The organism is Streptomyces albospinus, from assembly GCF_014648695.1.
GTDB lineage: Bacteria > Actinomycetota > Actinomycetes > Streptomycetales > Streptomycetaceae > Streptomyces > Streptomyces albospinus.
In genome coordinates, this window is record NZ_BMRP01000047.1 from 6,251 (window position 1) to 29,631 (window position 23,381).

At 73.3% G+C, this 23,381-nt stretch carries 21 protein-coding genes; 10 read left to right on the forward strand and 11 right to left on the reverse strand.

Annotation, left to right across the window (positions count from 1 at the left end; translation table 11 throughout):
• Positions 1–79: 79 nt before the first annotated feature.
• Positions 80–2,926, reverse strand: coding sequence for a penicillin acylase family protein (locus IEZ17_RS35060; protein ID WP_189307393.1), 2,847 nt, complete (start codon positions 2,924–2,926; stop codon positions 80–82).
• A 255-nt stretch (positions 2,927–3,181) separates the two neighbouring features.
• On the opposite strand from IEZ17_RS35060, the gene IEZ17_RS35065 reads away from it, so the two are divergent.
• The 3 genes from IEZ17_RS35065 (at position 3,182) to IEZ17_RS35075 (ending at position 6,217) form a co-directional block, all read left to right on the forward strand.
• Positions 3,182–3,796 (forward strand): hypothetical protein, encoded by a 615-nt coding sequence (locus IEZ17_RS35065; RefSeq protein WP_189307395.1) that lies wholly within the window; start codon positions 3,182–3,184, stop codon positions 3,794–3,796.
• A gap of 79 nt (positions 3,797–3,875) precedes the next feature.
• Positions 3,876–4,607 (forward strand): 3-keto-5-aminohexanoate cleavage protein, encoded by a 732-nt coding sequence (locus IEZ17_RS35070; RefSeq protein ID WP_189307447.1) that lies wholly within the window; start codon positions 3,876–3,878, stop codon positions 4,605–4,607.
• A gap of 167 nt (positions 4,608–4,774) precedes the next feature.
• Complete coding sequence (locus IEZ17_RS35075) at positions 4,775–6,217, forward strand: amidase (RefSeq protein ID WP_189307397.1); 1,443 nt, start codon at positions 4,775–4,777, stop codon at positions 6,215–6,217.
• Between the two features lie 22 nt (positions 6,218–6,239).
• On the opposite strand, the gene soxR is transcribed toward IEZ17_RS35075, so the two are convergent.
• A complete protein-coding gene (gene soxR / locus IEZ17_RS35080; protein ID WP_229852946.1) occupies positions 6,240–6,788 on the reverse strand; it encodes a redox-sensitive transcriptional activator SoxR in 549 nt (182 codons plus the stop codon).
• A gap of 104 nt (positions 6,789–6,892) precedes the next feature.
• Here soxR and IEZ17_RS35085 point away from each other — a divergent pair, with 104 nt between their 5' ends.
• On the forward strand, positions 6,893–7,354 hold the full coding sequence (locus tag IEZ17_RS35085; RefSeq protein ID WP_189307399.1) for a MaoC family dehydratase: 462 nt from the start codon (positions 6,893–6,895) through the stop codon (positions 7,352–7,354).
• Between the two features lie 13 nt (positions 7,355–7,367).
• On the opposite strand, the gene IEZ17_RS35090 is transcribed toward IEZ17_RS35085, so the two are convergent.
• Together IEZ17_RS35090 and IEZ17_RS35095 are read right to left on the reverse strand one after the other, a co-directional pair.
• Positions 7,368–7,994 (reverse strand): TetR/AcrR family transcriptional regulator, encoded by a 627-nt coding sequence (locus IEZ17_RS35090; protein WP_189307401.1) that lies wholly within the window; start codon positions 7,992–7,994, stop codon positions 7,368–7,370.
• Between the two features lie 154 nt (positions 7,995–8,148).
• On the reverse strand, positions 8,149–9,312 hold the full coding sequence (locus IEZ17_RS35095; RefSeq protein WP_189307403.1) for an acyl-CoA dehydrogenase family protein: 1,164 nt from the start codon (positions 9,310–9,312) through the stop codon (positions 8,149–8,151).
• 77 nt (positions 9,313–9,389) lie between these two features.
• On the opposite strand from IEZ17_RS35095, the gene IEZ17_RS35100 reads away from it, so the two are divergent.
• Entirely contained in the window at positions 9,390–10,046 is a 657-nt protein-coding gene (locus IEZ17_RS35100) for a TetR/AcrR family transcriptional regulator (RefSeq protein ID WP_189307405.1), read from the forward strand.
• A 122-nt stretch (positions 10,047–10,168) separates the two neighbouring features.
• Here the strand turns inward: IEZ17_RS35100 and IEZ17_RS35105 are convergent, their stop codons facing one another.
• From IEZ17_RS35105 to IEZ17_RS35115, 3 genes are all read right to left on the reverse strand, one after another.
• Positions 10,169–11,269: a Zn-dependent alcohol dehydrogenase gene (locus IEZ17_RS35105; RefSeq protein WP_189307407.1), complete on the reverse strand. Its 1,101-nt coding sequence runs from the start codon at positions 11,267–11,269 to the stop codon at positions 10,169–10,171.
• Between the two features lie 98 nt (positions 11,270–11,367).
• Positions 11,368–12,762, reverse strand: a complete 1,395-nt coding sequence (locus tag IEZ17_RS35110) for an aldehyde dehydrogenase family protein (RefSeq protein WP_189307410.1) — start codon at positions 12,760–12,762, stop codon at positions 11,368–11,370.
• 158 nt (positions 12,763–12,920) lie between these two features.
• Positions 12,921–13,496: a TetR/AcrR family transcriptional regulator gene (locus IEZ17_RS35115; protein WP_229852951.1), complete on the reverse strand. Its 576-nt coding sequence runs from the start codon at positions 13,494–13,496 to the stop codon at positions 12,921–12,923.
• Positions 13,497–13,820: 324 nt separating this feature from the next.
• On the opposite strand from IEZ17_RS35115, the gene hmgA reads away from it, so the two are divergent.
• Both hmgA and IEZ17_RS35125 read left to right on the forward strand, forming a co-directional pair.
• Positions 13,821–15,146 (forward strand): homogentisate 1,2-dioxygenase, encoded by a 1,326-nt coding sequence (hmgA, locus tag IEZ17_RS35120; RefSeq protein ID WP_189307412.1) that lies wholly within the window; start codon positions 13,821–13,823, stop codon positions 15,144–15,146.
• 16 nt (positions 15,147–15,162) lie between these two features.
• Positions 15,163–15,909 carry a GntR family transcriptional regulator gene (locus IEZ17_RS35125; RefSeq protein WP_189307413.1) on the forward strand — a complete coding sequence of 249 codons (747 nt, stop codon included), beginning with the start codon at positions 15,163–15,165 and terminating at the stop codon, positions 15,907–15,909.
• Positions 15,910–15,942: 33 nt separating this feature from the next.
• On the opposite strand, the gene IEZ17_RS35130 is transcribed toward IEZ17_RS35125, so the two are convergent.
• Positions 15,943–17,334, reverse strand: coding sequence for an MFS transporter (locus IEZ17_RS35130; RefSeq protein ID WP_189307415.1), 1,392 nt, complete (start codon positions 17,332–17,334; stop codon positions 15,943–15,945).
• A gap of 168 nt (positions 17,335–17,502) precedes the next feature.
• Between IEZ17_RS35130 and IEZ17_RS35135 the strand changes: the two genes are divergently transcribed.
• Positions 17,503–18,780: a type ISP restriction/modification enzyme gene (locus tag IEZ17_RS35135; protein ID WP_229852947.1), complete on the forward strand. Its 1,278-nt coding sequence runs from the start codon at positions 17,503–17,505 to the stop codon at positions 18,778–18,780.
• Positions 18,781–18,964: 184 nt separating this feature from the next.
• Here IEZ17_RS35135 and IEZ17_RS43320 read toward each other — a convergent pair whose 3' ends face one another.
• The 3 genes from IEZ17_RS43320 to IEZ17_RS35145 form a co-directional block, all read right to left on the reverse strand.
• Complete coding sequence (locus tag IEZ17_RS43320; RefSeq protein ID WP_159504615.1) at positions 18,965–19,228, reverse strand: hypothetical protein; 264 nt, start codon at positions 19,226–19,228, stop codon at positions 18,965–18,967.
• Positions 19,229–19,478: 250 nt separating this feature from the next.
• Entirely contained in the window at positions 19,479–20,285 is an 807-nt protein-coding gene (locus IEZ17_RS35140; RefSeq protein WP_189307417.1) for an SGNH/GDSL hydrolase family protein, read from the reverse strand.
• Positions 20,286–20,710: 425 nt separating this feature from the next.
• Positions 20,711–21,415 carry a YoaK family protein gene (locus tag IEZ17_RS35145; RefSeq protein WP_189307419.1) on the reverse strand — a complete coding sequence of 235 codons (705 nt, stop codon included), beginning with the start codon at positions 21,413–21,415 and terminating at the stop codon, positions 20,711–20,713.
• A 204-nt stretch (positions 21,416–21,619) separates the two neighbouring features.
• On the opposite strand from IEZ17_RS35145, the gene IEZ17_RS35150 reads away from it, so the two are divergent.
• Complete coding sequence (locus tag IEZ17_RS35150) at positions 21,620–22,090, forward strand: hypothetical protein (RefSeq protein WP_189307421.1); 471 nt, start codon at positions 21,620–21,622, stop codon at positions 22,088–22,090.
• A 1-nt stretch (position 22,091) separates the two neighbouring features.
• On the forward strand, positions 22,092–23,186 hold the full coding sequence (locus IEZ17_RS35155) for a GNAT family N-acetyltransferase (protein WP_189307423.1): 1,095 nt from the start codon (positions 22,092–22,094) through the stop codon (positions 23,184–23,186).
• The last annotated feature ends 195 nt before the right edge of the window (positions 23,187–23,381 follow it).

Below are 23,381 nucleotides of genomic sequence, written 5' to 3' on the forward strand. Positions count from 1 at the left end.
CTCTGACCCGGGAAGCCGTCGCGCTCCGGCCCGGGAGCGCGACGCGGCACCCCGGGGCCCGTGCCGTTCGCTCCCTCCGCTACCTGTGGGCGGGGAACTCCACCACCTGCTGGTAGGTGGGCCGGTTCTGCCAGCTCATCTTGTCGTGGGTGAGGCCGCCCACCGCGCGATGGACGATCGCGTCCGCGCACCACTGGTCGCCGGCCTTGCAGTTGTCGTCACCCGGGTAAACCTGGGCGGCGGTCTTGCCGGCGACCTGCTGGAGCGTGGCCAGCAGGGTGTCGCGGCAGGCCGCGAGCGTGCCGGTGCCGCAGTACCGCTCGGCGAGCGGGCCCTGGACCCGGTCGCCCAGCACGGCGCGGAGGTCCTTGTCGGCGTAGCTCCACCAGCCGTACTGGAACGCCGATCCGGCGTGCGCCCCGGTGGGGCCGTGGGCGGCGGACGGCGACTCGTCGACGGCCAGGTTGGCGCCGAGCGCGGCGTACAGGTCGCTGCCCAGGCCCGGCTTGAAGACACCCTCGATCATCACCGGCCACCAGGCGTCCATCAGCCGTACCGCGTCGGAGTGGGCGTAGGTGTGCGAACCCGGGGAGGTCTCGCGGCGCCGGGCGCCGTCCTTGCACCAGGCGTCCAGCTGCTGCACCGCGGCCCGTAGTCGGGGATCGGTGACCGGCTTGCTGTCGATCACCCGCAGCAGCTCGGGGAGCACGTCCTCGCCGCGCAGGTCGGTGACGGCGGCGTCGGCCATCGCCCGGGTCAGTGACGCCCGGGTCACCCCGCCCTCCTTGGTCAGCGCGCGCACCCGGTCGTCGAGCAGGTTGGCGCGGTGCACCGAGCCGTTGCCGAAGCCGGCCGAGTCGTAGTCCTTGGCCTGCTTGTTGTTCCAGGAGATGTAGTAGTCCTGGTCGATGGACTGCGGGTGCTGGGCGGGCGGGGTGTAGTCGGTGGTGTTGGTGGCGGGGTCGTAGCCCTTCCACTCGTAGGCCGGGTCCGCCTTGATGGGCAGCGACGGGTCGACGGCGGGGTTGCGGACCGGGTTGAGGCCGCTGTTGTAGTACGCGATGTCGCGGGAGTCGGCGTAGAACCAGTTGAAGGCGTAGCCGATGTGCTGGGCGGCCTTCTGGAAGCTCCTGGCGTCGTGGACGTACGAGGGGTCGTTGAGCATCTGGAAGCCGATGATGGAGTCGGCCTCGTGGCGGTAGGTGGAGCGCAGCGCGGTGTAGGCGACGGGCTTGCCGCCGATGGTGGCGCGGTGCGTGACGGTGCCGTACTTGGTGCGGAAGACCTGCATCCGGTACGAGCCGGCGGCCGTCGGGTCGGCGATGGTGGGCTTCCAGGAGTTGCTGCGCTCCAGCTTCTCCATGGGCAGGCACGCGCCGTGGTAGCGGTAGGAGGTGGACTCCTCGGTGGGCCGGGAGCCGTCCGCGTTGCACAGGTCGACGGCGTAGGTGTCGGTGATGTCCTGGCCGGCGGAGGTGGCGCTCCAGGCGTAGTCCTGGCCGCGGCCCAGCTGGACGTACATCCCGACGCCGGCGAACGAGGCGCCGCGGGCGCTGATGCCGGGACCCTGGATCTCCTGGAGCATCAGCAGCTGCGGCGCGAAGTAGCCGGTCTGCGGGCCGAACACGGCGACCGGATGGCCGCTTGCGGTGTGCTTGCCGGAGACCAGCAGGGCGTTGGACATCCCCCGGTGCTGGGTCGGGTCGAAGCTCCCCTTGGGCAGCACGCCGTCCTTGAACAGGCCCTCCAACTTCCGGTATTTCTCCGGGGCCTTGACCGGGTCCTGCGGCGGTGTGGCGCTCTTGGACGCGGCGGCGCCCTTGCGGTCGAAGACCAGCGGCTCGGGGGTGACCGAGCCCCGGTCGGGCAGCGCCATGCCCTGGGCCTTCGCGGGTTTGACGGCGTAGGGGAAGCTCTGGCCGTTGTGCAGCGTCTTGGCGGCCTCGGGGTCGTTGCGCTCCCGGAAGGACTCCCAGACCCGGGTGCCCTTCGCGACGCCGTACTTCTGCTGGGCGGAGAGCAGCGCGAGGGCCGAGGGGACCTCTCCGCCGCCGCCGTTGCCGAAGAGCCCGCCGACGACGGAGGCCAGGGCTATCAGGTCGGTGAGCTTGAAGGGCTGGATCTCACCGGCGTTGGTGAGGGCGTCGATGTGGCCGGTGAGGACGTACTCGCCGGGGAAGTACCGGCCGTCCTTGGACTGTTGGCGGTAGGCGTTGATGCCGTCGACGTACGCCTGGGCGTCGGCCATGGCCTGCTCGCCGCGCGCTCCGTTGTGGGTGCGGATGGCGTCGACCTGGGCCTGGAGGTCCGCCTCGGTGTACGGCGCCTGCGGCCAGAACTGCTGCTCCAGGCCCTGGTTGGCGAGCGCGCCGCCGGCGAACGAGGTCAGCTCCCCGCGGCCGATGTGCCGGAAGAGGTCCATCAGCCACAGCCGGTCCTGGCCCGCGGCGTAGCCGGCGCCGAACTCGGTGCCGTAGCGGGTGGTGCCCTTGATGTGCGGGACGCCGGTCTTCTTGTCGCGGGTGATGGTGACGTCGGAGCGCGGGGCGCTGACCGAGCCGACCTGGTCCTTGGGGACGCCGAAGGAGGCATCGTTGAAGAAGTCGGTGAGGGTGTCGTCGGTGAGCGAGGGATAGCCGCCGTTCAGCGCGTTGTACGGGGCGATCTGGTCGGTGGAGTGGGCGGGGTGGGTGCCGAACAGCTTGTTGGCGAGGATCTGCACCAAGGTGGCGTTGCCCGTCGCGCCCGGCGGCAGGATGTCGTTGCACTGGCCTCGGCAGTAGTCGTCCTCGGCCGTCCGCGCGGCGTCTGTCGCCTGTCGGGCAGCCGCCGCGGCAGCGATGGGGGGTGGTGCCAGGACCGTGGCACCCAAGGCCAGCAGGGCTGCCGCGGCGGCAGTCCTGAACCTTCCGGTACGTCGTCGCATTCCTGCTCCTCGGAGGGGGTCCCCCTGCCCTTCCAGAGCCCGGGGGAGGGTGGGCCGGACGTTACCGGCGGTTACCCGCAACCGGAAGATGAACAACGGTCAACTCTTCCTCTTCCCCGCGCCCACCCGGGAGTTGACGGATGGTCGCCTCGGAACAGCACTACCCAAAACCGCAAGAAAGTTCGATGGATCCAGGTGGCGATCGGCTACGTCCATTCCCTGTCCAGTCGGGTCCTCCCCGGAGGTGGAAGGAAGATGGCCGGTTTCAGAGCCCTCGCCGAACAGGTCCGCAACCCACGACTCGTCACCGCCCAGCGGCGTACCGCCCTGCGCAAGTGCCTGGAACGCTTCGCCCCTTACGGGCACCGCGCGACCTGGCACCATCTGTGCACCAGGGCCGGGTTCGCCACCCAGGACCGTGACCCCGATCCGGCGCGGCTGGTGGCCGCGCTGACGGAGCTGGAGGAGGCACGCGCCCTCTGGCTCGCGTACGAAGAGGAATTCGCCGCCCGGCGCCGCAAGGAGAAGCACGAGGGCGTGCGCCAGGTCGGCGCCCTCGACGAATGGCACCGGCGCACCTGGGGCGGTTGCGACATCGTGCCCTGCGAGTCACCGCAGCGGCACCCGGCGGCCCGCCTCGCAGAGGTGCTGCGCCGCATGATCGCGGCGATGGAGGCGGGACGCCCGCGCCGCGACTGCCCGGTGTGCGGCTCCACCCGCTTCGCCTGGGTGCCGGACGAGTCCGGCTGCCCGGCCGCCGGGCCGGCCTGCCGCGAGTGCGGGGTGCTCGCCCCGGCGTCCGTCCTGACGCCGGACGCGCTGAGCACCGCGGCCGTACGGCACGGCGCGGGAGCGTTCGCGGCGGCCTGACGCCCCCGCCGCCCGGCACCGTTCGCCGCTTTCACCGGACACTGTCGGACCCCCCTGTCATCATCGGAACATGCTCACGATGCTTCAGGTGTGTCTCAACGGCGCCCGGACGGCGGCCGATTCAGGGGTGGTGCCGATGTCGCCCGCCGCGCTCGCGGAAGCGGCGCGGCAGGCGGTCGCGGCCGGCGCCCAGGACGTCCATGTGCACCCCAAGACCCCGTGCGGCCAGGACTCCCTCTCGCCGCGGGTGGTCGACCCGGTCCTCGCGGCGATACGGGAAGCGGTGGACGTCCCGGTGGGCGTCACGACCGGCGCCTGGGCCGAGCCGGACCCCGGGCGCCGGGCGGCGCAGATCAGCTCCTGGACGGTGCTGCCCGACCACGCCTCGGTCAACTGGCATGAGGCGGGCGCCGATGCGGTCGCCGCCACCCTGCTGGAGCGCGGCATCGGCGTCGAGGCCGGAATATGGGCCGGGACGGCGGCCGTCGAGCACTTCGCCCGCTCGCCGCTGGCGCCGCGGGTGCTGCGGGTGCTCGCCGAGGTCATCGACGACACCGACCCGCAGTCCGCTCCGGCGACCGCCCGGGCGCTCCTCGCCGCGCTGGAGCCGGTGGCGCACGGCCGCCCGGTGCTGCTCCACGGCTTCGACGGCGGGGCCTGGCCGGTGCTGCGGCTGGCCGCCGAGCTGGGCCTGTGCAGCCGGATCGGCATCGAGGACACCCTGCTGATGCCCGACGGCTCACCGACCGCGGGAAACGCCCAACTGATAGCCGCCGCACGGGACATGGCGGGCGGTCGTCCCGGGGAGTGATCCACCCGTTTGGGGTGTCCCGTTCGTCTGCGGCCTTTACGAGCCCGCACTCGAACTGAAACAACTGTTCACGGGCTGATCCGCGGGCGCCCGGCACCCGCGCCTCGGCCCGTCCCGCTCGCGCGGCACCCGGGCCGCACGGGCAGCGAAGGAGAGGGTGGACGTCCATGGCCGAACTGCACGATCTGACCGCGCTCGAACAGGCCGAGGGGATCCGTACGGGGCAGCTCTCCCCCGTCGAGCTCACCGAGCACTACCTCGCGCGGATCGACCGGCTGGACGAGACCCTGGGCGCTTTCCTGACGCGCACCCCGGAGATCGCCAGGAAGCAGGCCGCGGACGCCGAGAGCGAGGCCGCCGCGGCCCGCCGCGAGGGCCGCGCGCTCCCGCCGCTGTTCGGCGTTCCGGTGCCCGTGAAGGACCTCAATCAGGTCGCCGGGGTGCGCTGCACGATGGGCTCGCAGGCGCTGGCCGACCGGATCGCGGACACCGACGACCATGTCGTCGGCAAGCTGCGGGACGGCGGCACGATCCTGCTCGGCAAGACCAACACCCCCGAATTCGGGCTGCCCTGCTACACGGAGAACGCCCTCGCGCCGCCCGCCCGCACCCCCTGGGACCTGACGCGCTCGGCGGGCGGCTCCAGCGGCGGGGCAGCCGCGGCGGTCGCCGGCGGACTCGCGCCCCTCGCCCATGCCAGCGACGGCGGCGGCTCGATCCGGATCCCCGCGTCGCTGTGCGGGCTCTACGGCATCAAGCCCAGCCGCGGCCGGATCAGCCCCGGCCCGCTGCTGCACGACGTGTCGGGCCTGGGCACCTCGGGCCCGCTGGCCCGTACGGTCGCCGACGCGGCCACGCTCCTGGACGTCATGGCGGGCCCGATGCCGGGCGACCCGTTCGCCGCCCCGGCGCTGCCGCCCGGTGAGACCTTCGCCGGCCACGCCCGCCGCGACCCCGGCCGGCTGCGGATCGCGGTGCTCACCGAGGCCCCCATCCCGGGCGTCGAGGTGCACGCGGACTGCCGGGCCGCGGTCGCCGGCACCACCGCGCTGCTGACCGAACTCGGCCACGAGACCGAGGAGTTGTCCCTCCCGGCCGACGAGGGCATCCTCCTCGCCTTCACCCGCGTGTGGTCCGTCATGGCCGCCCTCCGCCCGGTCCCGCCGGGGAGCGAGGAGCAGCTGATGCCGCTCACCCGCTATCTGCGGGCCCGCGGCGACGAGATCAGCGGCCCGTCCTTCGCGAGCTCCCTGCACGCCTTCCGGATGCTCGGGCAGACCGTCGCCGACGGCCTGATGCCGCCGGACACCGGCTATGACGTGATCCTCTCCCCCACCGTGGCCGCGCCACCGCCCCTGGTCGGGACGCTGCGCAACGACGCCGATCCGCAGGCCGAGTTCGCCGCCATCGGGCGGTTCACCCCGTTCAGCGCGCTCTTCAACGTCACCGGACAGCCCGCGGTCAGCGTCCCGCTGCACTGGACGGCCGAGGGCCTGCCCATCGGCGTCATGCTGGCCGGACGCTACGGCGACGAGGCCACGCTGATCTCGCTCTCCGCCCAGCTGGAGCGGGCCCGTCCGTGGATCGCCCGCACACCGTCCGTCTGGTAGCCGGCGGCCGGGCCCGGCGCGCTCACCCCCGGCCGGTGTCGCACCCCGGGTCGCCCGGCGCGCACACTCCGGCGCCGCCGTCTCCCGGCGGCGCCACCGCCGGGTCCTTGGCGCTTTGGTCCACCCGCAGCCGCCGCGCGCCCGGCCCCTGTTCGCCGAGGTTGTCGTACGGGTTCGACAGCGCGCACGTCTGGAGCGAGAGGCAGCCGCAGCCGATGCAGTCGGTCAGCCGGTCGCGCAGCTCGACGAGCTGGCTGATCCGCTCGTCGAGTTCGGAGCGCCACACCTCGGACAGCCGGGCCCAGTCCTCGCGGTTGGGGGTGCGCTCGTCCGGCAGCTCCGCCAGCGCGTCCCGGATCACCGCGAGCGGGATCCCGACCCGCTGGGCCGCCCGTACGAACGCGACCCGGCGCAGCGCGTCGCGGGTGTAGCGGCGCTGGTTCCCGGCCGTCCGGGTGCTGCTGATCAGCCCCTTCGACTCGTAGAAGTGCAGCGCGGACACCGCCGCGCCGCTGCGCGCGGAGAGCTGGCCGACCGAGAGCTCATGGACCTTGTAGGGAAGCTGTGGCACGCCTCAACCCTACGACCTGCCCGGAGACGACCGTTGACAGCGGGCCCCCGCACTCGCATGCTGAGCAAGCGCTTAGTAAGGCGACGCTGAGGAGGCAGACGGAGATGGCAGAGCCCCGGGTGTTCGGGTCGGTCGAGGAACTGCGGGCCGCGGTCGGTGCGGAGTTGGGTCCCAGCGACTGGCTGGAGGTCGACCAGAAGCGGATCGACCTGTTCGCGGAGGCCACCGGTGACCACCAGTGGATCCACGTCGACCAGGAGAAGGCCGCGGCCGGGCCGTTCGGCACGACCATCGCGCACGGCTATCTGACGCTGTCGCTGCTGCCGGCGCTGGTCCCGCGGCTGATGCGGGTCGACAACGTGACGATGGGCATCAACTACGGCACCAACAAGGTCCGTTTCCCGGCGACCGTCCCGGTCGGCTCGCGGCTGCGGGCCACCGCCCGGATCGCGGAGGTGGCCGAGGTGTCCGGCGGGGTGCAGCTCACCACGGTCGTGACGATCGAGCGGGAGGGCGGCGACAAGCCGGTGTGCGTCGCGGAGTCGGTCAGCCGCTTCTACCTGTAGCCCGGTCCGGCGGTCAGACCGGCGGGGCGCCCACCATCCGCAGGACGAGGTCGGCGTAGAGCGCGCCGACCTCGTCGGGCGTCCGCGGGCCGTCGGCGGAGAACCAGCGGGCCACGTCCACACACAGCGACAGCACGGCAAGGGTGGTGCCCGGGACGTCGCCGACCCGGAATTCACCGCTGTCGGCGCCGTCCTGGATGATCTGGCGCAGCAGCCGGTCGGTGCGGCGGCGCAGATCGGCGATCTCCGCGTAGTGGACGTCGCTCAGCGCCTGGAGCTCGTACTGGATGACCCGGGCGGTGGTGTGGTGCTCGGCGTGCCAGCGGGCGAAGGTCCGTACCGCGTCGCGCAGCCGCTCGGTGGCGCTGCCCGCGGCCTCGGCGGCGGCACCCATGATGTGCAGCGCCTTCTCGTGGCCGATGCCGCTGATGCGGTAGAGGAGCTCCTCTTTGGTCTTGTAGTGGATGTAGAGCGCGGCCGGGCTCATCCCGGCGCGGCCGGCGATGTCGCGGGTGGTGGTGGCGTGGTAGCCGCGCTCGGCGAACGCCTCGACGGCCGCACTGACCAGCCGCCGCGCGGCGTCCGGGCTCACCCCGGCCCATTCCTCGCTCTCCTGCGCCGCCCACTCCGCCGCACCCATCGCGTACCCCGCTCCTCGATCCGCCAGGGACCTTCCTCTGCCCGGATCGAACACCATACCGCGCGGGTGAGCAAGCGCTTAGGCCTCCTCCCGGGGGCGGAACGGGACCGGGCGGGCCGGGGCGCCGGGACGGAGCGTACGCGGGAGGCGCCGGTCAGAAGGCGGAGACCCCGGTGAGTGCGCGGCCGATGACCAGTTTCTGAATCTGGCTGGTGCCTTCGTAGAGGGTCATCACCCGGGCGTCGCGGAGCAGCTTGCCGACCGGGTACTCGTCGATGTAGCCGTAGCCGCCGAAGACCTGGAGGGCGTTGTTGGCGGCGCGCACCGCGGCCTCGGAGGCGAAGAGCTTGGCCTTGGACGCCTCGGTGGCGAACGGCTCGCCGCGGTCGACGAGATCGGCCACCCGCCAGGTCAGCAGCCGCGCGGCGTCCACGTCGACCGCGATGTCGCTGAGCAGTTCCTGGACGAGCTGGTGCCGGGCGATCGGCGCGCCGAACTGCTCGCGCTCGCCGGCGTACCCGACGGCGGCGTCCAGCGCGGCCTGCGCGATGCCGACGCAGCCGGCGGCGACCGACATCCGGCCCTTGGCCAGGGCGGACATGGCGACCGAGAAGCCCTTGCCCTCGGGGCCCAGCATGGCGGAGGCGGGCACCCGTACGCCCTCCAGGGCCAGTTCGGCGGTGGCCTGGCCGCGGAGGCCGAGCTTGCCGTGGATCTCGCGGCGGGTGAGGCCCGGGGTGTCGGTCGGTATCAGGAAGGCGCTGATCCCCTTGTGGCCGGGGGCACCGCCGGTACGGGCGAAGAGCAGCACGACGTCCGCCCAGGTGCCGTTCGTGATGAACATCTTGGCGCCGTCGATGACATAGCCTGCGCCGCTCCCGGATCCGTCGCGGACCGCCCGGGTGGTGAGGTTGCCCGCGTCGGAGCCGGTGCCGGGCTCGGTCAGGCCGAAGCAGCCGACCGCCTCGCCGGAGGTCAGCCGGGGCAGCCATGCGCGCTTCTGCTCCTCGTCGCCCCAGGAGGCGATGGTCTTGGCGACCAGCCCGAGCGAGACCGAGACGATGCCGCGCACGGCGGAGTCGCCGCGGCCCAGTTCCTCGGTGACCAGGGCGTACGAGAGGTGGTCGCCGCCGGAGCCGCCGTACTCCTCGGGGACGGTCAGCCCGAGGAAGCCGAGGGCGCCGAGCTTCCCGACGATGCCGGGGTCGACCCGCTCCGCGCGGTCCCAGGCGGCGGCGTGCGGGGTGATCTCGCGGTCGACGAAGTCCTTGGCGAGCCGGCGTGCGGCGGCCTGCTCGGCGCTGAGCTCCAGGTTCATCTCGGGCCCCCTGTCGGCGGGAAGACGGTTTAATTAGCGCTGCTAGTTTTGTGTCGGCAGCCCCTACTATGTGCGTCATGGCCCGCCCCCGCAAGCCCCTCCTGAGCCGCGAGCGCATCGTCACCACCGCGCTGGCGCTGATCGACGCGGAAGGGCTCGCGGCGCTCTCCACCCGGCGGCTGGCGGCGGAGCTGGGCGTGAGCGGGCCCTCCCTCTACAACCACTTCACGACCAAGGACGAGATCCTCGACGCGGTCGCGGACAAGGTCATCGCCGAGGTCGACGTGTCGACGTTCGAGCGCGGCGGGGACTGGCGCGCCGGGCTGCTCGACTGGGCCCGCTCCTACCGCGCGGCGCTCGCCGCGCATCCGCACGTCGTGCCGTTCCTCGCCCAGGGGCCCGGCCGCCGCCCCGCCGGGCTGAAGATGGCCGACGCGGCGTTCGGCGGCATGGTCGGGGCGGGCTGGCCGCCCGCGCAGGCCACCAAGGTGTGCGCGATGGTCCGCTACTTCGTCGCCGGCTCCGCGCTGGGCTCGTTCGCCCGCGGTTTCGTCGACGACCCAGGCGCCTACGACCCCGCCGCCTATCCGCACCTGGGCCGGGCACACCTCCTGGCGGAGCATCAACGCCGGGTCGACGAGGGCGCGTTCGAGGCCGGACTGCTCGCGCTGGTGGACGGCCTGACGCTGCATCACCCGGAGCTCGCCCCGCCCGGCGGCACGCCCGGGCCGTAGCTGCCGTTCCGCAGGACGGCCACGGCGCCGCCCTCGGCCGCGCCCGGCCACCTGTGGGTCTCGCACCGGGGCGCCTTGCCCCGCCGCCGCTCCCCCACACCGCCGGCGGCCCCCAGGGCGCCTCAGAAGACGACCAGCGCCCGGCCGCCCTTCCCCGCCAGCATCGCCTCGAACGCGCCGGGGATGCCGTCCAGCCCGATCCGGTCGGTGACCAGCGCGGAGAGGTCGAGCGCGCCGGAGCGGACCTGACCGGCGATGACCGGGAGGTCGCGTGCCGGGTCGCTGTTGCCGTAGACGCAGCCGGAGAGCGTACGCCCGAAGTAGAAGAGCTCCAGGGCGGAGAACGCCACCTGCTGCTCCTTGCCGCCGATGCCCACCACGGTCGTCCGGCCGCCCCGCCGGGTGGCGGACCAGGCGGTACGGATCGTGTCGGCGCGGCCCACGCACTCCACCGCGACATCGGTGCCGAACCCGCCGGTCAGCGCGCGGATCCGCTTGGCGCACTCCTTCTCGAAGGACCCGGTCTCGCCCGCGACGACGAAGTCGGTGGCCCCGGCCGCGCGCGCCAGCTCCTCCTTCTCCGGCGAGACGTCCACCGCGACGATGGTGCCCGCCCCCGCGATGCGCGCCGCCTGCACGGTGGCCAGCCCCACCCCGCCGACCCCGAACACCGCGACCGACTCCCCCGCCCGCACCCGGGCGCTGTGGTGCACGGCGCCCCAGCCGGTGAGCACAGCGCAGCCGAGCAGCGCCGCGTCGGCGAGCGGCACCCCGTCGGGCAGCGGCAGCGCGGCCTGCACGGGCACCACGGTCTCCTCGGCGAAGACGGCGGTGCCCAGCGCGGCGTAGAGCGCGCTGCCGTCGGCGGCGAGGGTGGCGTACGGGTCGTTGCCCGCGCGCCCGGCGTTGGCGCACAGCCACGGTTCGGCCAGCTCGCAGAACCGGCAACTGCCGCAGGAGGGCGCCCAGTTGAGGATCACACGATCGCCGGGGGCGACGGTGGTCACGTCCGGCCCGACCGCGGTGACGGTCCCCGCGCCCTCGTGCCCGAGGACGGCCGGGACGGGCTGCCGCAGCGTTCCGTTGGACAGCGACAGGTCGGAGTGGCAGACACCGGCGGCGGCGAGCCGGATGCGGACCTGGCCCGGCCCCGGCTCCGGCAGCTCGATCTCGGTGATCCGGAGCGGGGCGTTGACGGCGGGCAGTACGGCGGCGCGGACCACGGGATCTCCTGGGGACGAAGGGCGGCGGGCTGGTGGAGTGGCGGGGAGCGGGCGGCCGGGCCGGGCGGCACCGACGGCCCCTCAGGAGGTCGACCGGCTCAGAACTGGAGCGACTTCGTGTGCAGATACTCGGCCAGGCCGTGCGGACCGAGCTCCCGCCCCACCCCCGACCGCTTGTAACCGCCGAACGGGGCAAGGGGGTTGAAGCGTCCGCCGTTGATGTCGACCTGCCCGGTGTCCAGGCGGCGGGCGAAGGCGACCGCCTCGGCGTCGTCGCCGGCCCAGACCGCGCCGGCGAGGCCGTAGACGGTGCCGTTGGCGATCCGTACGGCGTCGTCCTCGTCCTCGTAGCGCAGGATCGACAGCACCGGGCCGAAGATCTCCTCCTGGGCGATGGCCATGTCGGGGGTGACCTCCGCGAAGACGGTCGGCGTGACGTAGTAGCCGGCTCCGGCGGGTGCCTCCGGGCCGCCCGCGACGACCGTGGCGCCCTCGGCGATGCCCCGCTCGATGTAGCCGCGCACCCGGTCCCGCTGCCGGGCGCTGACCAGCGGGCCGATCCGCTCGCCGGGGACGTACTTGGCGACCGCGGCGGCGGCCAGCGCGACCGCCTCGTCGTACCGGTCCGTGTGGACCAGCATCCGGGTCCACGCGCTGCACGTCTGGCCGGAGTTGGCCATGACGTTGGCGACGCCGACGGCCACCGCCCTGCCGAGGTCGGCACTGGGCAGGATGACGTTGGCGGACTTGCCGCCCAGCTCCAGCGCCACCCGCTTGACCGCGGCGCCCGCGAGGGCGCCGATCTGCCTGCCGACAGCCGTCGAGCCGGTGAAGGAGAGCAGATCGACGCCGTCGTGCTCGGCGAGCGCCTGGCCGGCGACCGGGCCGAGGCCGGTGACGAGGTTGAAGACGCCGGCGGGAACCCCGGCTGCGTCGGCGCACTCGGCGAACAGCTGTGCCACCAGCGGGGTGTCCTCGGCCGGCTTGAGCACGACCGTGCAGCCCGCCGCCAGCGCCGGGGCGACCTTGGCGACGATCTGGTGCAGCGGATAGTTCCAGGGCGTGATCGCGCCCACCACACCGACCGGTTCGAGCAGCACGGTGGAATTGCCCAGGGTCTCCTCGAAGGCGTACGTCCGGGCCAGCTCGGCGTACGAGCCGCAGACCGCGACCGGCAGCCCGGCGTGCACCGCGGCGCTGAAGGCGAGCGGTGAGCCCAGTTCGGCGGTGACCGTCGCGGCGATCTCCTCGGCGCGCGCGGCGAGTTGGTCGCGCAGCGCGGCCAGCAGGTCGGCGCGCGCCGCGGGCGGGGTGGCGGCCCAGCCGGGCAGGGCGGCGCGGGCGGCGCGCACCGCGGCGTCCACGTCGGCCGCGGAACCGGCCGGGACGGTGCCGATCACCTGCTCGTCGGCCGGGTTGACGACCGCGATCGTGCCGCTGCCCTCGGCGGGCCGCCAGCTTCCGTCGATGTACATCGCGTCGTGCTGCTTCACGTCGTGGACCTCCCGGGCCGCCTGGTCGTCCTCTGCACCCTAGGGTGCGCCTCGGGCGCCTCCCAGGGGGACACCATCCAAACTAGCGCCGGTAGTTTCGTGGCCGCCAGCAGCTCCTGGCCACCCGCGCCTCCGGTTCGCCCGCGCCGCCCGGCCCCTCAGTCCAGATACCGCGCCAGATAGGCCCGCAGCAGCTCCTTCGTCTCCGCGACGATCGCCGGGTCGCCGCCGGGGTCCGTGCGGAAGGCGAGCTGGAGCAGCGCGTCGGCGGTCTCGACGCCGACGAGGAAGGCGGTGCGCAGCCGCTCGTCGGCGGGCTCCAGGCCGAGCGGCCCGGCGAGCAGGCCCATCAGCCGGTCGGCGACCTCGTAGTTGGCCTGCCGGGTCTCGCGCGGGGCGGGGACGGTGAACTCCACCAGGGCGAAGCCGGGCACCGTCCGCTTCATGGCGAGGTATTCGTCGACCACCACGTCCATCGCACCGCGCCAGCCCGGCGGCTGCCCGGGGCCGGTCAGCCGGGTGGTGATCCGGTCCGCGTAGGCGTCGAGGTTGCGTTGGGCGAGCGCCTCCGCCATGGCGCGCTTGTTGGGGAAGAAGCGGTAGACGGAGCCGATCGGGACCCCGGCGCGGCCGGCGACGGCGCGGGTGCTGAGGTCCTCGTACCCGGTCTCGTCCAGCAGCTCGGCGCAGGCGTCGAGGATGCGGGCCAGGCGCTGGGCGCTGCGCCGCTGCACGGGGGCGCGGCGGAGCGGGGACGGAGTGGCGGCAGGGCCGGCGGCAGAGCCGGTGGCCGGAGCAGAGGTGGCGGAAGGGGGCGCGGAAGGGGTGGAGGCGGCGGACAGGGGGGCGGGTCGAGGCGTCGATGGCTGCACACGGTCATCTTGCCCGCCTTACGGGGCGGGGGCGGCCGAGAGCCGTGATCCGGCCATCGCGGCCGGGATCCCCCGGCCTCCCGGCCTCGCCCGAACAGAGAGGCAACCCCATCGTTGACGACCCCCGCTCACAATCCTAAGGTCTTGCATAGGATTCCTTGGGTTCGTGAGCGGCGGGAGCGCGCGATGACAGGTACGGGCAACGAGCAGGCGAGGAAGACGGCCGAGGGGCTGGTCTACTCCTCCGGCTTCGGCAACGAGCACAGCTCGGAGGCCGTCCCCGGCGCACTGCCGGTGGGCCGCAACTCCCCGCAGCGGGCACCCCTCGGCCTGTATGCCGAGCAGCTCAGCGGCTCGGCGTTCACCGAACCGCGCCGCCACAACCGGCGCTCCTGGCTCTACCGCATCCGCCCGTCGGCCGCGCACCCCCCGTTCGCCCGCGCCAATCGGGGCGAGATCCGGTCGGCGCCGTTCACCGAGTGCCTGCCCGACCCCAACCGGCTGCGCTGGAACCCGCTCCCCGAGCCCGCCGACCCGACGGACTTCGTGGACGGCCTGTGGACCCTCGGCGGCAACGGCGACGCCACCCAGCGCAGCGGAATGGCCGTACACCTCTACCACGCCAACACCTCCATGGACCGGAGGGTGTTCAGCGACGCGGACGGCGAGCTGCTGATCGTGCCGGAGCGCGGCGGGCTGCTGCTGCGCACCGAATTCGGCCTGCTGCGGGCCGAACCGGGCCATGTGGCGCTGATCCCGCGCGGTGTGCGCTTCCGCGTCGAGCTGCTGGACGCCACCGCTCGCGGCTACGTCTGCGAGAACTACGGCCGCCCCTTCGAGCTCCCCGACCTCGGCCCGATCGGCGCCAACGGCCTGGCCAACGCCCGCGACTTCCTCGCCCCGACGGCCGCCTACGAGGACGTCGAAGGGCCGGTCGAGGTCCTGAACAAGTTCGGCGGCAACCTCTGGACGGCGACCTACGGCCACTCGCCGCTCGATGTCGTCGCATGGCACGGCAGCCACCTCCCGTACGTCTACGACCTGCGCCGCTTCAACGTCATCGGCTCGATCAGCTACGACCACCCGGACCCGTCGATCTTCACGGTGCTCACCTCCCCCTCGGACACCCCGGGCCTGGCGGGCGTCGACTTCGTGGTGTTCGCGCCCCGCTGGCTGGTCGGCGAGGACACCTTCCGGCCGCCGTACTTCCACCGCAACGTGATGACCGAGTACATGGGCCTGATCGAGGGCGCCTACGACGCGAAGGCGGAGGGTTTCGTCCCGGGCGGCGGCTCGCTGCACAACATGATGTCCGCGCACGGCCCCGACCGGGAGACCTTCGAGCGGGCCAGCGCCGCGGAGCTCGCCCCGCAGAAGATCGACGACGGGCTGGCCTTCATGTTCGAGACCCGCTGGCCGCTGACCCTCACCGCCCAGGCCCGGGACGCCGGACACCTCCAGCGCGGTTACGACGACGTATGGCAGGGTCTCCAGCGCCACTTCCGCCCGTAGGACCGGGGACCGCTCTGTGACCACCTTCGCTCCCGACTCGCTCGCCCTGAACCGCAAGCTGCCGCTGTGGTACCAGGTCTCGCAGTCCCTGCGCGCGTCCATACTGGGGCGCTCGCCCGAGGCGCCGCTCCGGCTCCCCACCGAGGACGCGCTCGCCGAGCACTACGGCGTCAGCGTGCTGACGATGCGTCAGGCACTCAAGGAACTGGAGACGGAGGGGCTGATCAGCCGGCACCGGCGCCGCGGCACGTTCATCGAGCCGAGCGCGCAGCGCGGTGCGCCGGTCCGGCTGCTCGGGTCGGTGGACGCGATCGTGGCCCAGCAGTCCGGGATGAAGACCGCCCTGCTGGAGCACGGCCCGGTCTCCGTACCCCCCGAACTGTCCGAATTCTTCCCGGACATGGACGAAGTGGCCGGATTCCGGCGACTGCGCAGCGACGAGGCCGACGAACCCACCAACCACGCACGGAACTACGTCCGCCCCGACGTCGCCGCCCGGATCGACCTCGCGGACCTGGAGCGCTGGCCGATGACCAAGGTGCTGCGGGACGCGGTGGGCGTCCGCATCAGCCGGATCACCGACACCGTCGAGGCCCGGCTGGCCGACCCCGAGACCGCCCGGCTGCTCCAGGTCCCGCTGCTCAGCCCGATCCTGCACTACACCGGCATCACCTACGACGAGTCCGGGCAGGTGCTCGACGTCGCCCGGATCCACTACCGCGGCGACCGGTTCTCGTTCACGGTGACGCTGGAGGCGCACTGACGCCGCCGCGTACGGCCACCGGCCGCCCGGCGCTCAGATCCGTTCCAGGCTCCGTCCCGTACTGCGCGGCCCCAGCAGCGCCACGTCCAGGCACAGCAGCACCATCAGCACCGCGGACCCGGCGAACACCACGGCCGCGCCCAGGTCGGTCAGCACCGTCAGCGCCACGAACGGCAGCACGGCCGAGGTGAGCCGGGACAGCGCGTAGGCGATGCCGATCGCGCTGCTGCGCAGGCCGGTGGGGAAGATCTCGGTCTGGTAGACGTGGAAGGCGTTGGAGAAGACGTTGCTGCACACCGTCAGCAGGAAGCCGAAGGCGACGATGGCCCAGGGGGCGGCGGCGAAGCCGAAGGCCAGACCGCAGGCCGCGATGCCGAGCGCGGCGGCGATGATCAGGGTGCGGCGCTCGATCCGGTCGATGAGCGGGATGGACAGCGCGGAGCCGATCGGATAGCCGCAGTAGCCCAGCGCGGCGTAGAGCAGCGAATCGGTGACCGTGTACCCCTTGGCGGTCAGCACCACCGGCGCCAGCGAGCCGAAGCCATAGTAGCCGACGGTCTGGAGGACCTGGAAGACCCACCACATGAGCGTCCGCCGGCGGTAGTCGCCGCGGAACATCTCGCCGAGCGGCACCCGGCGCTCCGGTACGTTCTCCGCCTCCGGTACGGACGGCAGGGTCTGCCCGGTCTCCGCCGCCACCCGCTCCTCGATGCCGGCGACGATCCGCCGGGCCTCCGCGTCCCGCCCTTGGACCACCAGCCACCGTGGCGACTCCGGGAGTTGACGGCGCATTACCTGAAGGAAGCCGGCCCCCAGCGCGCCCGCGATCAGCAGCCAGCGCCAGCCGTCGAGGCCCAGCAGCTGGTGCCCGGCCACCAGCCGGGCACCGAGCAGGGCCGCCACCGGGACCCCGACGAACCCGAAGGTGTACGCGTAGGCGAGGTAGCGACCGCGCACCGCCCGGGGGAGGAACTCCGCCAAATAGGTATCCACCAGGACGAGTTCGGCACCGAGCCCGACCCCGGCGAGAAAGCGCAGCGCGAGCAGCCAGGACAGGTTCGGCGCGAAGGCGGAGGCCAGCGAGAACAGCGAGTAGGCGCCCAGGTTGACCAGGAACATCCGGCGCCGGCCGAGCCGGTCGGCGAGCACGGAGAGGACATTGGCGCCGGCGAACATCCCCAGGAACCCGGCGGCGATCACCCAGGACCTGGCGGTGTGGCCGAGGTTCCACTGCGCCGCGAGGACCGCCGCCAGCACGCCGCCGAGGAAGATCTCGTAGAGGTCGAAGAAGGCGCCGATGCCGACGACGAGGGTGATCCGGCGGTGCCACCGGGACGGCGGCAGCCGGTCCAACCGCGCCGCGGCCCTGGTCGCGACGGGGTGCCCCCCGCGCCGCTCGGGCGCGGGGGAGGCAGTGTCCCTCATGGCGGTCCTCCCCTTGGCAGGCGTGGTACGGCCAGGACCGTACTCCGCCAAGATCAGCAAGCGAAAGACCGCCTCCCCCGGCCGCCCGCACGACGGGTGCCGGCGAACGGCACCGGTTCCCGTCGCTACCATGCCGGGGTCAACCGAACGGTCCGGGAGGGGCTCCGCGTGACGGCGAAGCAGGGGGCGCCAGGGGTGGGTGGTGCGCCACGGCTGTCCGAGCTGATGCCGTGGTCGGTGCCGCCGCTGCGGCTCGGGCGCTCGTGGGTGAGGGCGCCGGACGCGGCCACGCTGCGCGCCCGGTGGAAGGCGCTGGTGGACGCCGAGGACGCGGCGGTCCGCGCGCGGCTGTTCCGGCCGTCCCGGGCCCGGACGCCGGATTCCGCGGTCGGCCAGCTGCCGGGGCAGACCACCCCCACCGGGCCGCTGTCCCGGGCGGGCGGACCGTGCCCGGAGCCGGTGCCGGTGCTGCACGGCCCGTTCGACCGGCAGTGGTTGCTGCCCGACCACCGGCTGATCGACGCAGCCCGGCCGGAGTTGTGGCGGGTGGCCGGCGAACGGCAGCTGTTCGCGGTGGAATTGGGGCTGGTACCGCAGTCGCCGGGGCCCGCCGTGGTCTGCTCCGACCTGCTGCCCGACGGGCACTCCCCGGCCGGCCGCCCCGGCCGGATCCGCCCCCTCTACCGGCGCCCCGGCGGCGCCGAGCCCAATCTCACCCCCGGCTTGCCGGAGCTTCTGGCCCGCCGCCTGGACCGCCCGGTCGCACCGACCGATCTGCTCGCCTGGATCACCGCAACCGCCCGCCACTCCCCCGACGGCGCCGCGGTGCCGCTCACCGCCGACCCGGCCCTGTGGGACCGCGGTGTCGCGCTCGGCGAGCGGCTGCTGTGGCTGCACACCCGGGGCCGGTACGCGAGCCGCCACGCGCGCGGCTGCCCGGCCGGCGAGCGCCCCCGGATGCCGGGCGGCCGGCGGCCCTACGTACGGGCCCCGCTGCCCGCCCGCGGCCTGCCGGACTCCCTGGCGTACGAGGCCGAGGAGGAGACGCTGCTGCTCGGCGGCGCCCGGATCGCCCCGGTTCCGCGGGGCGCCTGGGAGTTCGCCGCGGGGGGCGTCCGCGTGCTGGAGGCGTGGTTCGCGCAGCGGGGCGCCACCGCACCCGGCACCGAAGCCGCGGACGCCGGTGCGCTGGCGGCGCTGCGTCCCGCCGGCTGGCCCCAGGAGTGGACGTCGGAGCTGCTGGAGCTGCTCACCGTCCTGGCACTGGTGGCCGAACTCCGTCCGGATGCCGACCGGTTGGCAGGGGAGGTGGCCGCGGGTCCGCAGGTCGGCGGGGCGGAGCTGCGGGCGGCGGGGGTGCTGCCGGCACCGGACGCCGCGCGCCGGCCGGCCTCCGTGCTCGACCACCACGAGGAGGGGCCGAACGGCCAGTTCGCACTCTTGTGAGGCACGGGGTGGGCTGCTGTGGCGCGTTCACGGGACCGGAAGGCGTCCGGGCACACGCGCCCGGGCACACAAAGTGCCACCCGTCACGGCGTGACGGGTGGCGAGAAGGGGACACCGGGCGGCAGCGCTGCGCCGGGAAGGGACGATGGGTCGCCTGTGCCTGTGGTGCCGCTTCAGGGACGGCTCAGCCGTGGCCTCCGAAGAGCGAGCGGCGCAGCCTGCGCAGCGGCGCGAACAGCGACACCCGGGCACCGCGGCTCCGCCTCGTGCGCGAGTGATCACGCGCGGTGAGCTCCTGCATCAGCGACGTCGCACCCTCTGCCTCACGCTGCGGGATGGCAGGTCCGCCGAGCACCGCGAGATGCCGGTCGAGACGCGCGCTGGACGCGCTGCTCCCGCATGTGATGGCAGGGACTCGCGCCCTGCTGCGCACTGTTATCTGTTCCATGAATCTCCCCACCCGTACGAGGGCACCCGGCCAACGGGCAGAGTAACCCTATCTCTCTTGGAGGACACGCGTGCAGACCGGTCAACGGATTCACCTGCCTTGCTGTGACGTTGACGAACACCATACGGAATGTCACGTACAGCGCGTGTACCAGGGCGAGTTGAGCGACCGTCGGAGGCGGAGTGGCGGTCCGCGAGGCCCCGGGGCGCGGAGGAAGCGCCGACCCTCCTCCGCGCCTGTGTACGGAGGATTACGCAGCGGAGCCGAACACCGGGAGATAGCCGTCGGCCTGGCCGGCCGCAGTGGGGTGGTAGGACTCCTCGACGGGGTAGGTCACGCTGTGCAACCACGGGCTGCCCGAGCAGAGCTCGTGGCCGGCGAAGGTCGAGTTGACATCGGCGAACGCGAAGCCGTGGTCGGCGGCGCGCTTGGCGAGGACGCCGTTGATGTCGTCGGCGGCGGCGTCGATGGCGGTGCGGGACTTCTCGGTCAGTCCCGCGATGCAGCTGCCGTTGAGTTTGTAGAAGTGCGGATAGCCCAGCACGACGACCCGGGCGGACGGGGCCCTCTGCGCGATGCCGCCGTAGACCGTGTCGAGCTTGCCGGGGAGGGTGTTCGTGATGTACGTGCGCGCCTGGGCGACCCGGGCCAGGCAGGCGCTCTCGCCCTGGAGCGTACAGGTCGTCATGGTGTCGGCGAATCCGGCGTCGTTGCCGCCGACGGTGATGCTCACCAGGCCCGTGGCGGAGCCGAGCGAGCCGAACTGACCGCTGACGACATCACCCGTTCGGGCCCCTGAACAGGCGGCAAAAGTGAAGGACGAGGGCCGGTGCGCGGCGGCCCAGAGGGCGGGGTACGCCTTGGTGCTGCGCTTGCACGAGCCGCTGCCGCCGTCGTAGCTGCCGGCCCCGACGCCGGAGGAGTAGGAGTCGCCGAGGGCCACATAGCCGCCGGCGCCGGTGAGTTGGGCGGATGCCGCGGCGCTCGCGCCGGTGAGCGCGAGCGCCGAGGTGACGAGGAAGGCGGATGTCAATGCCGCATATCGGGACAGTCTCATGGAACCTCCCATAGCAGGATCTCTGCTCGATCCGTCGTATCAAGACTCGCGAGTAGCCGGAAGTGTCCATGCCAAAAGTGGTGCAGAGTTCATGAGGAATCCGCCGTTCTGTCAGGGTCTTCGCCCCGGCGCCATTGACCCTGCCATGACGCGTATATGACACCCCGTTGGAACTCCCGACACCCGAGTGCGACGCATCGAATCCTTTGACGGGCGATCACGGACTTTCCCGGAACGGCCGATTGCGCACCCCCGTACGCCCACCCACGCGCGCACCACGGCGTACCCCCCGATGAGGAGGCCTCCCTCGCGGTGACTCCGCCCAGGACCGAGGTCGCGGGCTTCCCGCGCGGGTGGCCGGGCCGCCGCGCAGAGGACCGGCCCGGCCCTGGTCGTCCGACGGCGAAGGTCCCCTCGGTGACCCGTCAGCCGTCGGCGCTCCGGCGGTGCGCGAGGCCGGGGACGAGCAGCGCGGTGGCTGCGACGGTCAGTGCCACCAGCAGCACCACCAGCGGCGGACGGGTCCCCAGGCCGAGCAGCCAGGCCCCCAGCAGACCGCCCGCGAGCATCGCACCCACCGAGCTCAGCCGGCGGGGCCCCGCGCCACTGCCGTAGCCCAGCCGCCGGTCGCGGCCCAGCGGGGAGCCGCTCACCAGGGCCGTCATCGCCCGGGTCTCCACCGTGGTGGTGAGATCCGGGGCGGCCACCCGCATCGCGGTGACGTTGCGCATCCCCATCGCCGCCGCCATCAGGCCGATCGCGGCGTAGCGCCGACCGGTCGCCAGGTCGCCCGGTCCGGACTCCCAGCCCGCCACCGCCGCCGCGACCAGCAGGGCCGCCTCGGCCAGCAGGGCCACCGGGAACCACGGCCGCCGCCGGTCCGACAGCCCCGACTCCACCCGGGCCCCGAGGGCGGCGCCCACCAGGAACGCGCCGAGCGAGACCACCGTCGCCGCCACCGGCAGCCCGCCCTGCCCGGCGATACCGAAGCCGAGGAAGAGCAGATTGCCGGTCTGGGTGGCCGTGAAGACATGACCGAGCGCCAGAAAGCTGACGGCGTCGAGCACACCGGTGACCACGGTCAGGCACACCATGACCATCGTCAGGGCAACTCCGCTCGGCGGCTCCACGGACACGGCTCCTTCCACCGGGTCACGGCGCCGCCAGCCGGGCAGCCGCGTGCAGACAGTCTCCGGACCGGCCGGACCGCGGCCGGGCCATTGCGCCGTCTGTGGGCGGCCCGCCCGTCTTGACGGCCCTTCGAGCGCTGCGCGACATTGAGGCCCGGCATCCGGCGCTTATGGGGGGTAAAGCTGCCAATGCACACCCACACCATGCACCACACCTTCCCCGGCGAGGGCCCGGCCGACCGGCCCGCCGAACAGCCCGCCGACCGGCCGCCCGACGGCCCGCCCGGCGGTCCACCGCCCGACGACCGCCCCAGGAGCGGCGCCGCTTCGCTCGTCGCGGGGGCCGCCGTCGGCACCGCCGCGGTGGGCGCCGCCCTGTCGATCGGCGACATCGGCTCACCGCTGCGCGCACCGTTCACGCTCTTCTTCCTGGTGATGGCGCCGGCCGCGGCGCTCGCCGCGGCGCTCGGCCGGATGGATCCGCTCGGCCGTGCGGTCGTCGCCGGTGCCGGGGCGCTCGCGGTCGATCTGCTGGTGGCCCAGACGATGCTGGCGCTGCACGTGTGGTCGGTACGCGGCGGGGTGCTCGCGGTGGCGGCGCTGAGCGGCGCCGGGCTGCTGCTGACCGCCGTGCGGCGCCGCGCCCGGCACGGCCGCCGGGGCCGGGTGGAGTGACGTGGACCTTGCCGTTCACCGCCCCGGCGAGCTGACCGGGGCCGACGGGGACGCCTGGCGGAGCCTCCAGTCCGAGGCCCGTGCACTGGGCGCCCCGCAGCTGGCGAACCCTTTCCTCGCACCGGAGTTCACCCTGGCCGTGGGGCGCTGCCGGCCCGGGGTGCGGATCGCGGTGATCCGGCAGGGCGCTCGGCCGGTGGCGTTCCTGCCGTTCCAGCGGTCGGCGCTGGGCTTGGGGCGGGCGGTCGGCCTGGGCGTCTCCGACGCACAGGGGATGGTCCACCGGCCCGGATTCCGCTGGGACGCCCAGGAGTTGGTACGGGCGTGCGGGCTGTCGGTGCTGGAGTTCGACCATCTGGTGGAGGGTCAGGAATCCTTCGGCGTCGGTGGGTTACGAGGTTTCGGGTCGCCGGTCATCGACGTGGACCGGGGGTTCGACGCCTATGTGCGGCAACTGCGCGCCCGGTCGCCGAAGTTCACCCGCACCACGTTCGCCAAGGAGCGCAGGCTCGGCCGGGACGCCGGGCCGGTGCGGTACGTCCACGACGAGCGCGACCCGGCGGCGCTGCGGGCGCTGATGCGCTGGAAGTCGGCGCAGTACCGCAGGACGGGCCGCAGCGACCGGTTCGCGCACCCGTGGATCGTGCGGCTCGTGGAGCAGCTGTTCCACACCCGTACGGAGTCGTTCACCGGTCTGCTGTCGGTGCTGTACGCCGGGGACCGGCCGGTGGCGGCCCACTTCGGGCTGCGGTCGCCGTCGGTACTCGCCTGCTGGTTCCCGGCGTACGACCCGCGGTTCGCGAAGTTCTCGCCGGGGCTGGTGCTGCATCTGCGGATGGCGGAGGCGGCGGCTGCCGAGTCGCTGGCGTATCTCGACCTGGGGCGCGGCGCGAAGGACTACAAGGACTCCCTCAAGACACGTGAACCAACCGTCCACGAAGGGATGGTGACGAGGCGTCATTTCATGGCACTGGCATATCGGGCCCGGCGTGCGCCGGTGCGCGCACTGCGGCACGCCGTACTGGCCAGGCCGGAGCTGTCCGGGCCCGCGGACCGCCTGCTCAGGAGGGTGGGGCGGCTCCGGACAGGGCGGTGAGGGGCGGTCGCGGCGGCGGGGGGAGCACGGCCGGGCGCCGGCGCACAACAGTCCGTACCGGCCAATGGCGCGAAAGGGGATATCCCGTAGGAGATCTTGCTTTAGAGTCCCGTTCGTCAATACCGTCGCAGATCCACCCGCATCGGATGATCACGGCACGGCTGTCCCTGGGGAGGGCACCGGCCGTGCGGTGAG

Coding starts and splice junctions, on each gene's coding strand:
- IEZ17_RS35060 (WP_189307393.1), bottom strand. CDS start 2,926: ATGCGACGACGTACCGGAAGGTTCAGGACTGCCGCCGCGGCAGCCCTG.
- IEZ17_RS35065 (WP_189307395.1), top strand. CDS start 3,182: ATGGCCGGTTTCAGAGCCCTCGCCGAACAGGTCCGCAACCCACGACTC.
- IEZ17_RS35070 (WP_189307447.1), top strand. CDS start 3,876: ATGCTTCAGGTGTGTCTCAACGGCGCCCGGACGGCGGCCGATTCAGGG.
- IEZ17_RS35075 (WP_189307397.1), top strand. CDS start 4,775: ATGGCCGAACTGCACGATCTGACCGCGCTCGAACAGGCCGAGGGGATC.
- IEZ17_RS35085 (WP_189307399.1), top strand. CDS start 6,893: ATGGCAGAGCCCCGGGTGTTCGGGTCGGTCGAGGAACTGCGGGCCGCG.
- IEZ17_RS35090 (WP_189307401.1), bottom strand. CDS start 7,994: ATGGGTGCGGCGGAGTGGGCGGCGCAGGAGAGCGAGGAATGGGCCGGG.
- IEZ17_RS35095 (WP_189307403.1), bottom strand. CDS start 9,312: ATGAACCTGGAGCTCAGCGCCGAGCAGGCCGCCGCACGCCGGCTCGCC.
- IEZ17_RS35100 (WP_189307405.1), top strand. CDS start 9,390: ATGGCCCGCCCCCGCAAGCCCCTCCTGAGCCGCGAGCGCATCGTCACC.
- hmgA (WP_189307412.1), top strand. CDS start 13,821: ATGACAGGTACGGGCAACGAGCAGGCGAGGAAGACGGCCGAGGGGCTG.
- IEZ17_RS35130 (WP_189307415.1), bottom strand. CDS start 17,334: ATGAGGGACACTGCCTCCCCCGCGCCCGAGCGGCGCGGGGGGCACCCC.
- IEZ17_RS43320 (WP_159504615.1), bottom strand. CDS start 19,228: ATGGAACAGATAACAGTGCGCAGCAGGGCGCGAGTCCCTGCCATCACA.
- IEZ17_RS35140 (WP_189307417.1), bottom strand. CDS start 20,285: ATGAGACTGTCCCGATATGCGGCATTGACATCCGCCTTCCTCGTCACC.
- IEZ17_RS35150 (WP_189307421.1), top strand. CDS start 21,620: ATGCACCACACCTTCCCCGGCGAGGGCCCGGCCGACCGGCCCGCCGAA.